General features: G+C 40.2%; 9 protein-coding genes and 1 pseudogene. 2 read left to right on the plus strand and 8 right to left on the minus strand.

Features of this window, described 5'->3' with window-relative positions; all coding sequences use genetic code 11:
- Positions 1 to 785 precede the first annotated feature (785 nt).
- A complete protein-coding gene (locus OKX56_RS12185) occupies positions 786 to 1,697 on the plus strand; it encodes a LysR family transcriptional regulator (RefSeq protein WP_015043266.1) in 912 nt (303 codons plus the stop codon).
- Positions 1,698 to 1,866: 169 nt separating this feature from the next.
- On the opposite strand, the gene OKX56_RS12190 is transcribed toward OKX56_RS12185, so the two are convergent.
- The 8 genes and pseudogenes from OKX56_RS12190 to OKX56_RS14980 all read right to left on the minus strand — a co-directional run bounded on the left by OKX56_RS12190 (position 1,867) and on the right by OKX56_RS14980 (position 8,756).
- The gene (locus OKX56_RS12190) at positions 1,867 to 2,715 is read right to left on the minus strand and encodes a site-specific integrase (protein WP_015043267.1); all 849 of its coding nucleotides are present in this window, start codon (positions 2,713 to 2,715) and stop codon (positions 1,867 to 1,869) included.
- Between the two features lie 537 nt (positions 2,716 to 3,252).
- Complete coding sequence (locus OKX56_RS12195; RefSeq protein WP_034378738.1) at positions 3,253 to 4,458, minus strand: MFS transporter; 1,206 nt, start codon at positions 4,456 to 4,458, stop codon at positions 3,253 to 3,255.
- Between the two features lie 181 nt (positions 4,459 to 4,639).
- Entirely contained in the window at positions 4,640 to 5,353 is a 714-nt protein-coding gene (locus OKX56_RS12200; RefSeq protein WP_015043270.1) for an amidohydrolase family protein, read from the minus strand.
- Positions 5,323 to 5,475 carry a hypothetical protein gene (locus OKX56_RS12205; protein ID WP_015043271.1) on the minus strand — a complete coding sequence of 51 codons (153 nt, stop codon included), beginning with the start codon at positions 5,473 to 5,475 and terminating at the stop codon, positions 5,323 to 5,325. Before OKX56_RS12205 ends, OKX56_RS12200 begins: the two co-directional genes overlap by 31 nt.
- Positions 5,476 to 5,502: 27 nt before the next feature.
- A pseudogene (locus OKX56_RS15050) lies at positions 5,503 to 5,628 on the minus strand (YdbC family protein); the annotation flags it as partial.
- 348 nt (positions 5,629 to 5,976) lie between these two features.
- Positions 5,977 to 7,098: an epoxyqueuosine reductase gene (locus OKX56_RS12210; RefSeq protein WP_287896637.1), complete on the minus strand. Its 1,122-nt coding sequence runs from the start codon at positions 7,096 to 7,098 to the stop codon at positions 5,977 to 5,979.
- A gap of 334 nt (positions 7,099 to 7,432) precedes the next feature.
- The gene (locus tag OKX56_RS12215) at positions 7,433 to 7,861 is read right to left on the minus strand and encodes a MarR family winged helix-turn-helix transcriptional regulator (RefSeq protein ID WP_034377870.1); all 429 of its coding nucleotides are present in this window, start codon (positions 7,859 to 7,861) and stop codon (positions 7,433 to 7,435) included.
- A 649-nt stretch (positions 7,862 to 8,510) separates the two neighbouring features.
- A complete protein-coding gene (locus tag OKX56_RS14980) occupies positions 8,511 to 8,756 on the minus strand; it encodes an RNA-dependent RNA polymerase family protein (protein ID WP_202951853.1) in 246 nt (81 codons plus the stop codon).
- A gap of 742 nt (positions 8,757 to 9,498) precedes the next feature.
- Here OKX56_RS14980 and metH point away from each other — a divergent pair.
- Complete coding sequence (gene metH, locus OKX56_RS12225; RefSeq protein ID WP_287896640.1) at positions 9,499 to 13,005, plus strand: methionine synthase; 3,507 nt, start codon at positions 9,499 to 9,501, stop codon at positions 13,003 to 13,005.
- The last annotated feature ends 91 nt before the right edge of the window (positions 13,006 to 13,096 follow it).

The following is a 13,096-nucleotide window of genomic DNA, read 5'->3' on the forward strand; positions in this document are numbered from 1 at the left end:
TCATATCTTCCTTCCCTAAGTATTTTTCAATAAAATTTTGTGCTTCTAACCAAAGCGGTGCCGCTATTTCTAAAATTTCATGTCCTTTATCAGTAAGCTTTAGGCGACGATCCCGAGCACCCTTTGTTGCAATATCTATAATAAGGTCTCTCTTTTCTAATGGTTAAGATTCCTTACAATGGTAGTTCTATCTAGTCTAATCTCCAAAGCCAAACTACTCACGCTTACAGGACCTAGACGCTTTATATTTCTAAGTAATAAATATTGACTTATCTTCAGCCCGCTTGATGCAAGAATTTCATCATAAAATTCAGTAATTGCTTGTGAAGCTCTTCGTAAATTAATACAATTACATGCTGTTGGTTGCTTTTTATAAATTGTCCTATTCATATAATCATCCTTTAATTTTCGTGTATCTGCACTAATATAATAGTACAATAATAATATTTCATCGTCAATGAAATTATAAATATATAACCTTTAATATAATTTAAGGTTATTGACATTGATATAGTCTATGGTTTGGTGTTAGTATACTATTGTGGACACAGAAAGCCGAAAGAAAGACCTGATATTGGCATTATAAACAAAACAAAGATGTAGCACTACTTCAAGATATATTTACCCAACCAAAGTCAGAAGACCTGCCTTTGTTAATGAACGATTAACTCTACGAGCGATAGGGGGTTTCCATAAGTAAGTGTTGTATTCAGGGATATACATAGTTTCTTGGCACTCATCGTCAAGGAACTTTTTTAATTAGGAATAATAGGCAGGTGGAAAAAATGACACTTCAACAGCTTAAATATGCAATTGAAATCGCAAACTGGGGCTCCTTTAATGAGGCTGCAAAGCGTTTATTCATATCTCAGCCCAGCCTTTCCAACGCAATAAAAGAATTGGAAGCAGAACTTAAGATAACGATTTTTGAACGCACCAATAAGGGAATTAGTATTTCTGTAGCGGGGGCAGAATTTCTTGGCTATGCACGGCAAGTATTGGAGCAAACAGAACTGTTGGAAAACCGTTACTTAGATGCGAAGCCATCTCCCCAGCATTTTTCTGTTTCAACCCAGCACTATGCTTTTTCTGTCAATGCCTTTGTAAATCTCATGAAAAAATACGCCTTGGAGGAATATGAGTTTACCCTAAGAGAAACAAAAACCTATGAAATTCTGGAGGATGTAAAAAAACTCCGCAGTGAAATCGGTATTTTGTATCTCAATGAATTTAATTCAAAGGTCATCAATAAGCTTATGAAAGAAAACAATTTAAAGTTTACAGTATTATTTAAAGCTGCACCTCATGTTTTCATCAGTGCTAATAATCCGCTGGCAAAGCAAGAGGGAGTTACGTTGGAGGATTTGGATTCGTATCCCTGCCTGTCCTTTGAACAAGGAGAGTACAATTCTTTTCATTTTTCAGAGGAGATATTGAGTACCTTATCTCATAAAAAGAGTATCCGTGTTAGCGATAGGGCAACTCTGTTTAATCTTCTGATCGGATTAAATGGATATACCATTTCAACAGGCGTTTTAAATGCTGACCTTAACGGAAATAACATCATCGCTGTACCATTAAATATTAATGAAACCATTACTGTCGGATGGATTTCACATAAAAGTGTAGTGCTTAGCAGGCTTGCGACAGCTTATGTGCAAGAACTGGATAAAGTAATTATAAATCTAAAACTTTAGAAACCCATTTACACGTCTAAGCTTAAATTATATGCCTTGTTTCTTACGAAAATGCCCCTCTCCGGCGTCCTGACTCCGTATCCGTGCCTTAAAACTTAAGCTTTAAAGACATAGGGATGCCCGAGAACCACTTTGGGATCTCTCGAATATTCCTTATTCAGAACCTAACTTAACTGACTTTTAAAATTTGATATCCTTTTAATTGAAGCTGCCGAATAACTCGTTGTTCCCTCTCGCGTTCGCGTTCTGCTAAATATTCCGTGCCTAATTCCTTGTATGGCTCCTTGGTAAGCAAGATATGGTAAGCAATTCGAAGAATTAGATGACTAGGGCAAGCAACGCTTTTTTCTTTCGGTGACCACACTGTCGGAATTCTGCGTTCTTTAGCATCGTTAATTTGGGGAATTGCCATTCGGAGGTTAACGCTACTAGATCCCTCTGAATGTAGGAAGCGAAAGAAACACCCTAATTTGTAAAGATACTGATTAATAGTTATTTTCTTAAGCCCTAGTATGGATGTAATAAACCCCGAAGCATGCTGTTTATTGATACCAGAACATGTAGAAACGTTTTGCATTGTTAAGTACTCAATAAAACACTTTACAATAAATACCTTTCTTTCTACCGTTTTAACTGTATTTCTGCTTTGATAGGAATACAAAACAAACCCGCGTATTGCATCTGTAAATCCATCCGGGCACGATGGTTGCTGCTTTTTTCTTTTTCTCAAAATAATGCCATATAATTGATAATCTCCAAGCATTCTGACTGCGCGAAGAGCAATTCTTGTTCCGTACGGAAATTCACCGGAATAATCTGCTGGGTATTTGTAGTATTCCAGGAGAAAGCTTTCACTTAGCTTTTCGGAAAAATGAAGTAAATCCTTTGCTTGTGTGTACGATAGGAGTTTTTGCCATACTGCGTTACATTTCGATATAGTCACAGGACTATACCTAAGCCGCAATAACTCAGATGTTACTGCATTGATCAATTCAGGTAGATTCTTGGTTGATTCCATTAATAATCCCTCCAACATAAAATTTAGAGGCTCAAACATCTTGAACCTCTAAATCTATTTCCTTGATGGAGAGATATTATGCTGAGTATTTATGGTTACAACCTCTGATTTGATGCGGTTTATTACATTTTACTTTGCATAACTACTTTCTTCTCATAATCTGTTCATACTTACTACCGTTTCTATGTGCCTAGCTATAACCTATCTTTCAATTAGAAAACACATGTCTAAGTACCCCTTATATGGAACTATTGTTCAAAAGTTGATTACCAATCTAAAAAATCATAAAATACCTAAATCCTTCTCCAAACATATGGGGAGGGCTTTCGTTATGTGCTTATTTATAGGTAAATATCTACCTTAAGGTACTGCCTTTTTAGCCCCTTCCCGTTTCCATCTGTTCGATCATAGCTAACTGCAACTCAACCCACCCAGCAAATCACTACCCGACACAGCACCTCTTTACCAAGCCGGTACACCTTTCCAAGATCTAGGAATGGGTGGGCGACCCTCAGTAATAAATTTTCAAGTTAAAACTCACCTGCCTGGTTTATCCTCACGAATCGGAAGATTAACCAGCGCTGCAGCAGAAGCTAATACGATGTCAGCGTACCACATCCACAGATAATTTCCATCATGATCCATTGCAATTCCCCCGAGCCAGGCACCCAAAAAACCTCCAATTTGGTGAGTCAGCAGCGTTAATCCAAAAAGTGTCGCCAAATATCTCGTACCAAAAAGTTTCCCAACAATACCTGCGGTTGGTGGTACTGTCGCCAACCATGTGAACCCCAGAGAAGCAGCAAATATATAGAAGGTAAGCGGCGTTTTTGGGGAAATCAGAAACAATCCGATCATTACAGCACGACTGGCATACATAACGGAAAGTATATATTTCATACGATAACGTGTACCAAGGAACCCGGCAAATAGACTACCTGCAATATTGAACAAGCCGATGATCCCTAACGAGGTAGCTGATACACTTGCCGAATGACCCGATAAAGCAACTTCCCCTGGCAAGTGGGTTACCAAAAATGCGACATGAAAACCACATGTGAAAAATCCTGCATGCAGGCATAAATAGCTAGGATTATGCATCGCTTGACGAACTTGTTGCACTAGCCCTCCCTCATGTTTCTCAGAACTAACTAGCTTATCTGATGATAGGTCACTGCGCAACGACGATGCGATGGGAATAGTTAGAAGCGTTGTAGCCGCCATGGTGAGCATTGCAGCAACCCAGCCGAATCCACTAATAATGGCTTGTAATAACGGGGCGAAGATAAACTGTCCGAACGAACCGCCCGCATTGATGAAACCGCCAGCAAAAGCGCGGCGCTCCATAGGTAGTTGTCGAGATGTGGCTCCGATTAAGGTTGAAAAACTTCCCGCTCCGGCACCTGCCGCAGTTAAAACACCCATAGTTAAGATTAGCGACCACTCCGAATTTACCATGGTGGTCAAAGCTAACCCCCCTGCAAGGATGAAAGCTCCCATAACTAGAACTCCATACGAACCTTTTTTGTCAGCGATTGCTCCGAATATTGGCTGGGCTAATCCCCAAATAAACTGCCCAATAGCAAGAGCAAAGCTTATGTTAACGATACTTAACCCCGTAGATGAATTGATCGGCAAAACGAAAAGCCCTGCGGATTGCCTAGCTCCCATCGTGATAGCCAGAATTGCTGCCGAACTTAACATTAGTATCCAAGGTGAACGAGTAGATTTCATCAGCGTCATTAACTCCTTTAATTAATCGTTATCCTCGCCCCCGCGATATTACAACTTCAACCCACCCAGCAAATCAATCAACTTCCATAGCTTCTCTTTCCCAAGCCGTGATGCCCTTCCCTATCTGGGAATGGGCGGGGCGACTGGATAGGAAATGTTGTACTTTGGGGCATTTTTGATTATCCAATGTCTACCCTTGGGTTGTGAGCTGAACACCACGATGCCACACGGCCCGTATGGAGAGCGTGTCGGCGATGTTGGTCAACGGGTCACCCTCAACCAGCAGCAAATCAGCGAGTGCTCCGGGGAAGATCCGCCCCCGGTCGGTGAGCTCGAACCGGCGTGCGGGGGTGGAGGTGGCTGAACGCAGCGCCTCGATAGGCTTCAGTCCCGCAGCGACCAGCAGTTGCAGTTCATGGGGCAGGCTGGCACCGTGAGCAAGTCCGCCAAGGATTGGTATAGGTTCCGACACATCAGAGCCTGCTAAAATGTCCACACCTACTCCGTGGAGAGCTCTGATAGTTGCATAAGCATCTTCGAGCTTTCCTTGTGGATAGACGTTCATACTGCGAGAGAGGGAGTCGAGCCACTTCTTGCTAAGTCTTGCACGTACTCGTTCGTTGGCAGCCATCGTGGCTGCGCTATTACCAAAAGCAGTTGAGAGTGTCACCAAAGTAGGTATAATAAACGCACCCAATGATGCAATATCAGCTATAAGCTCTGGGGTTGGCGAGCAGTCAAAGAACAAGTGTCCCAGCCCATCCACTCCGGCGTCAATAGCTTGCTTTGTCGCTTCGGCAGTCGTGACGTGGACGATAGCAAGCTTATCATGGCGATGCGCTTCATTCACGGCCGCATTCAGGATCTCATTATCTAGTACAGGAAGTCCGGGGAAACCACACATGTTCCGTCCTCAATAAATATTTTGATGTAGTCCGCTCCTCCGGCAATCTGCTTGGCGACGAATTTGACTGCCTCATCAGGGGTCTGGACAAACGGATAACGGAAGAATAATCGTATAAGCAAGTTATTGCTCGAACTCATATATTGAGTTGGGTGACATTCCCGAATGTCATACTTTGGGGCTGCATCGTTCCAACTAACAAGGTTTAGTTCTTTCGACCAGCCTTTTGCTGATTCTGAAAGAACTCCGATTGTTTCTTTGATTTCGAATTTGATAACTTAATGAGTTAAAAAGGGATCTCATACTTACAAAATCTCAAATATTACGAAATTAATCCACTACCCTCTCTCACAAAACCTCTTTTAACAACTCCAATGCACTTTCTTCATCGGAATTATTGGTGCTAAGCTCGCCACGGAAGGCGCGGGCAAGGATTGAATGTTTCATAATGTCAATATTCCCTATTACATCACATAATTTTTTTGCCTTTTGCTCATTTCCAAGGAGGGTATCCAAAGAGCGGACAATTTCTCTTTGTTCTGCCTTTGGAGGAAGCGACACCATATATTTATGAAATTAACTCAAATAAGAATGCTTTTAGCCCCAGGGATTGACTTTTATCCCTAAGCTAACGCCTGATTAATAGCTTTTTTAACATAGTCAGATGATTCATTCGCAAGTCTACTTTCAAGTACACTCCTGGAATCTTGACCACCCATTTTCCCTAATGCCCAGGCAGAATACTCTCGAATCATCTCATCAGGGTTTAATAATGCAATTTCTAAATCTTTGACATATTTTTGATCCTTTGAATTGCCCATAGCAACTGCAGCGTTTCGCATAAAATATCGTTTGTCTTTAACATAGTTATACATAATTGGTTTAATTCTGTTCGTAAAAAATTCATCCGTCATGTTAAGAATTGCTGGCAACGTAATATCCTGCCCGATTTGCTCTATATATCTGTCGACTGCTTTAGGTGTCTTCAATTTCTTTTGATTGAGTGGACAAATATCCTGACATATATCACATTCATGTATTTTACACCCTATAGTTTCTCGTAATTCATAAGGAATGAACGCAGAGATAGAACCTCTTCCGTCTTGTGTCATCCAGTTGTTAAATGAAATACACTTTTTAGGATCCAGTTTAAATGGCTCATAGATTGCCTTTGTTGGACATGCATTTATGCATGCTTTACAATTGGGGGGACATTTACTTTCCATAGTAGGTTGATCATAATCCATTTCCATATCAACAACAATAGTGCTGATGACAATATAAGAACCTGCATCATCTACATAAGCAAAGTTATTTTTACCAAAAGTTGTAACACCTGCTTGGGCAGCTGCCCATCTTGCCGGAATACCAATGTCTGAGTTTACCATGCATCCATTATTAGATAAATAGCTTTTCATCAATTGCAGTCTTGAATAGGCTATCGTACCGGGGAGCGGATTATAACACCTGGCCAGATAGATTTTTCCTATCATTTTTTTAAGTTCTTCAGGAAAATCGTTCTGAAAATAATCCCATATTAAGACAATAACTGATTTCGCTTCTTGCATAATGTTTTTAGGTGTCGCTCCATGAACTGGATTTGTTGTAGTGAAGTTCAAAATATCATACTTATCACCTCTTGAAACAACTTCAGCCACATACTCTGTGAAGTTGTCGGCAGAAGTGATGCCGACTTTAGTGTATCCAATACTTAAACCATATTCTTTTATATCTTTTGATATCATAGATCACCTCTCCAAACGTGTAATAGCACACGTACTTATGCTCATAATAACTTATTTAGGAAGTCCTGTACTTCGTTTGCGGCATCCATTATGTATTTGTAATGTTTACTGATAAGCTTAACGAATTCAGCATCCGACAATTTCTTCTTTTACCCTATTCGATCTTTCTCTATCCAGCCTGCATCGTAAGATATATTTCGCTTTATCCTCCCCTATGCGTCCTAGTGCCCAGGCAACTTAAAACCTTGTATATAATTGTACATAATCGGGTGACCTTTTTCTCAATTCAAATCCCTCCTTTATTCGTGTAATTACACTAATATTTTTAAAATTTTTATATGTCCTCAATTTTAGCAACTAATTGCGTGAGCAATTGGACATTTTCAGATCCGATTTTTAGCTCAATCCCCTTTTGTGCTTCTTCCCATAAAGGTCTACAGAGTTCCAACACCTTCGTTCCGGTCGATGTGACTTGAATTTGACGATTTCTGGTTCCTTCAGGAGAGATATCTTCAATAAACCTTTTTTGAAAAAGAGGTTTAATGTTACGGACCAATGTCGTTCGTTCCAAGCCGACATATTTAGCCAGTTCGCTCGTACTGCACACTCCTAACCGTTTTAAGTTTTTAAGCAGAGAGTATTGAGTTATTGTCAGTCCGCCGGATCTCAACATGTGGTCGTAATATTCCGTGATCGCATTAGACGCCCTTCTTAGGTTAATGCAGTTACATTGGCTCTTGGCACGTACTTTTTTTTCTCTCATGATTTAATCTCCGAATTAAAATAATCAAATAGTGTATATGCACTATTTGATTGTAGCATTGCGCTTTCCCGATGTCAAGGCAATCACACTGAGTGAATTGCCCTTCTGCCCCCGCAGTTTTAGACGGGTAGGATATGTTTCTCCATAAACTGGTCGAACTTGTCCATATAGACGTTAGAAAGCAAAGGACTTAAAATTCCACCTTATGCAAAGTAAGCGACGAAAACCTTGTATTTACAGCTTTTCTGTTTGATTTACTTTGCATAATATCCAAGGCTACTTCAAATCTAAAACCCAGGTAAAGTTACGATTAGTCTTTGACCCAGCCAGACATACCACTATAAACTGATACCAGGATACGTTTTCTTCTCCACTTTAATGATTCCACCAATATAGTATCTTGGAAGATTCGTACTTCCTTTTCAAATTAGCTTGGGGGATTATGCAAAGAAAATCAAAGAAGACATGAGGATTTATCGGCACTTCAGCAGTTTACTTTGCATAATAACTTTCTTCGCATAATGTGGATTATGCAAAGCTTAGCATAATCCACCCTGCGGACACCCGCTTAGGGTAGTGAAATATTTCCAGTCTTCCATGTACCCACATTCCAGAAAGCGTTTCATCGGTCTCACGAAGCGATTGTCTTTCACTTTTTAGCCAGAATTCCGAGTAGAATGCTGTGATCGATACTACCAAAACAGTCGCGGATATCGCCTGCAACGAACCATTTTACACTTTCCCAACCATCTTTAGCCCGAATAGAATCCAGTGCTGTGTGGCATCCCCGATTGGAACGGAAACCGTGAGAGGCGTTGCTGAATTGCGGACCAAAGTAGATATTCAGAATCAGACGAATGACTTCTCGGAGTAATTTGTCTGACCATGTTGGCAGTCCGAGAGGGCGTTGCTTCTTACTGCTCTTTTTCTTGACATATCAATGCTCTATCCTGCTTGTGGATAGATTGTTACATGCACTAGCTGTGCGCGCAATAGATTCCTGTACTTTCCATCGCCACATGGGAACACTTTCGTTCCTCTAGCCAGTCAGCAAGAGTTAACAGTTCGGGCGTCGTCGTCCCAAACGTTCTGATCTCCTTTTTCGGCTTATGTTCCAAAGGACCAAAACAACACAGGCGACCACTGTTTCTTGATGTACATCCAAACCAACACAGCATTCCAAAACTGCTTCCATTTAACGAAACCTCCTAATAAGGCGGGTGAACCCAACAATCGGAGTAATTTTAGTGAAATTTCTTACACGTGCTCAAGGCACATTTACCTGTGCTCATAGATTGTTGGAACCAGTTTATTTGTCGGGGTAAAATCCACCACAAAAAAGACGGCTTACAGAACCCCACCTTGTTAAGATTATTACCATTTATTAACGTTTAAAAAAGTTCATATTAATTTTCATTCTCCCTGTGAGCCGACAGGTTCATGGAAGTTTATTTAAAAAAACCCAAGACTATGGCTTGTTATAGTTTTATGTTATAACAAGCCATAGTCTTTTAAAGTTACCCTATATCTTTTTTATCATGCTATAGTGAATGTATGAGTGCGACAGTAATTTGATTATTGTTTACGATGACAGATACATCTAAAATATTCACTCAAAATTAAGGGGGGGCTAACAAATGAGATATAATATCGAGGATTATTTAAAGGAAAGCATTCTTGTCCTGGATGGTGCGATGGGGACTTGTATCCAAGGATATAACTTGAATGAGCAAGAATATGCAGGAAGTTGTAATTGTCATAGAGGCCAAAAGGGGAATAATGACCTTTTGAATATTACTCATCCAGAGATTATTAAAGCTATTCATAAAAATTTTCTAGTTGCTGGGGCGGATATCATTGAAACAAATACCTTTAATGCCACTAGAATATCTCAAAAAGATTATGGTATGGAGGATAAGGTCTATGATCTTAACTTCCAAGGCGCAAGGCTAGCAAGAGAAGCGGCAGATCTTTTTACTCAAGTAGATCCAAGGAAACCGCGTTTTGTAGCCGGTTCAGTTGGGCCGACCAATAGAACAGCATCACTTTCACCAGATGTTGAAAACCCAGGCATCAGAAATATTAGCTTTGATGAACTCGTACTTGCTTATGGAGAGCAGATACAGGGGCTTGTAGATGGTGGAGTAGATATTCTATTTGTTGAAACAATCTTTGATGCCTTAAATGCCAGAGCAGCAGTATTTGCAGCTGAAAGTGTCTTTGAGGAAAAAGGGTTAACACTGCCAATATTTATCTCAGGTACTATTGCAGATAAAAGTGGCCGTATTTTATCCGGTCAAACGCTTGAAGCTTTTGCACATACGATGAAGGGTGATGAAATACTTGGTATAGGGTTAAACTGTTCCTTTGGCGCCAAGGATTTAATTCCTATCATCAGATATCTTTCAAAAACACAAGATCGGTATGTAACATTTCATCCTAATGCAGGTCTGCCAAACTCCCTAGGGGAGTATGAGGAACGTCCGGAAGAAACGGCAGCCTTGGTAAAGGAATTGGCCGAGGAAGGGCATTTAAATATTGTCGGAGCATGCTGCGGTTCAACACCAGCGCATATTAAAGCGATCAGTGAAGCGGTTCGAGGGATCAAACCGAGAAAGATTCCTCTGATAGAAAAGGAGACTGTTTACTGTGGCCTTGAAGCTATCGTCATAAAGAAAGAAAACAATTTTGTGAATATTGGGGAAAGAACGAATGTTTCAGGATCAGCTAAGTTTGCAAGATTAATTAGAGAGAAACAATATGAAGAAGCATTATTTGTGGCCAAGGAACAGGTGGAAAATGGAGCCCAAATTATCGACATAAACTTTGACGATGGGCTACTTGATGCCTTAAGTGAAATGGATATATTTCTTAAGCTTCTGGCAAGCGAGCCAGAGATTTGCAGGGTTCCAGTGATGATCGATTCATCAAAATTTGAGGTTTTAGAAATAGGCTTAAAGGCAATTCAAGGTAAGGCAGTTGTGAATTCAATAAGCCTCAAAGAAGGGGAAGCGGAGTTTATTCGGCAAACAACGTTAATCAAAAGATATGGCGCAGGGATGGTAGTAATGGCTTTTGATGAACAAGGTCAGGCGGATACTTTTGAAAAGCGAATTGCAGTTTGTAAAAGAGCCTATGATATATTAGTGAATAAGGTGAAGTTTCCACCAACGGATATAATTTTTGACCCTAATATTTTAGCCATTGCCACGGGGATTGAAGAGCATAATAATTACGCGGTCGATTTTATTAACACCGTAAAATGGATCAAGGAAAACCTTCCATTCGCCAAGGTAAGTGGTGGGATAAGTAATTTATCCTTCTCCTTTAGAGGAAACAATGCCATCAGGGAAGCTATGCACTCCGTGTTTCTGTATCACGCTATTGCTGCAGGCATGGATATGGCTATTGTAAACCCCAGTATGATTCAAATTTACGATGAAATAGATAAAGAGCTCCTGGAAAAGGTTGAAGATGTTGTACTAAATAAAACACCAGATTCTGCTGAAAAACTCTTAGAGTTTGCAGAACTTTACAAAGCATCAGGCGGGGACCAAGTTGAGAATAAACTTGCCTGGAGAGAGAAGGAATCCGAGGAACGATTAATCCATGCTTTAGTAAAAGGGATAGCAGAATATATTGAAGAAGACGTTGAAGACGTCAGAAGACAATATGACAGAGCAGAAAAGGTTATTGAAGGACCGCTAATGGATGGTATGAAAGTGGTTGGAGAATTATTTGGCGAAGGCAAAATGTTTCTCCCGCAGGTTGTTAAAAGCGCCAGAGTTATGAAAAAGGCTGTAGGCTTTTTATTACCCTACATTGAGGCAGAGAAGAAGAGTAATGAAAGTAGAAGTGCAGGGAAAGTAGTCGTGGCAACGGTTAAGGGTGATGTGCATGATATTGGCAAGAACATCATTTCTGTCATTCTGTCTTGTAATAATTTTGAAGTTATCGATCTTGGCGTAATGGCCTCTTGCGAGGTAATTCTTCAAACTGCAAAAAAGGAAAAGGCAGATATCATCGCCCTGAGCGGACTTATTACTCCCTCGTTAGATGAGATGTCTAATGTGGCGGAGGAAATGGAACGGCAAGGATTTACCATTCCCCTGATGATTGGTGGTGCAACAACCTCTAAGACTCATACAGCCTTAAAGATTGCCCCTAAATATTCAAAGGGTGTAGTGAATAGTATTGATGCTTCAAAAGCCGTAGAAGCCGCTAAAAAGCTGCTTAATAAAGATGAAAGAGAAAGGTATCTAACCCAAATAGGGGAAGAATACCAAACTATAAGAGAAAACTACGGAAAAATTGAAAGAAAGCTTGTGCCCTTAGAAGAAGCTAGGAAAAAGAAATTTAATATCGATTGGAATAAGGAAAGTATCAACATTCCAAATCTAATTGGCACCAAACATTTAAAAAATTTTCCCATCAGCGAGCTTAGAAAATATATCGATTGGTCTTTCTTCTTTGTGGCTTGGGATATGGGAATGGTGTATCCTAAAATTATGGAAGATCCTAAATATGGTGGAGAAGCTAAAAAACTTTTTGCTGATGCCAATGAAATGTTAGATTTGCTAGAGAGGGAAGACATACTTACAGCCAATGCTGTTTTGGGTATTTTTCCTGCTAACTCTCTAGGAGATGACCTTGAAATGTACCATAATGGAAGTGTTACAACCTTCAATATGTTAAGGCAGCAAGAGGTTTCCCAGGATAATGTCTATAGATGCCTTGCAGATTATATAGCCCCTAAGGATAGTGGGATAACTGATTATTTAGGTGGTTTTATTGTAACGGCAGGCGTTGGTGCGAAGGAGTATGCCGAAAAACTTAAAGAACAAGGTAATGACTACGGAGCAATCATGGTAAAACTTCTTGCTGATCGGTTAGCAGAAGCCTTTGCAGGGTTATTACATCTTCAGGTCAGAACGGATTATTGGGGATACTCTCCAGATGAAAATCTCGAGCTTAAATCGCTATTAAAAGGGTCATTTAAGGGAATAAGACCAGCCTTTGGATATCCTTGTCTTAGGGATCATGCTGAAAAAACAAAGCTCTTTCAGCTTTTAGAGGGGGAAAGTAAGACTGGTATCACTTTAACAGGACATAGTTTGAAAGAGTTCAGACATGAGACTGCGTAAAAAGAAGGGTACACCAAAATAAGCCCACCAAATGCGGACTTTAAAAATGAATATTGAATTAAAGTATTAAGTCGTATTACGCATATCGGGT

Origin of the sequence: Dehalobacter sp. (genome assembly GCF_030063005.1) — a bacterium.
Lineage (GTDB): Bacteria > Bacillota > Desulfitobacteriia > Desulfitobacteriales > Syntrophobotulaceae > Dehalobacter > Dehalobacter restrictus.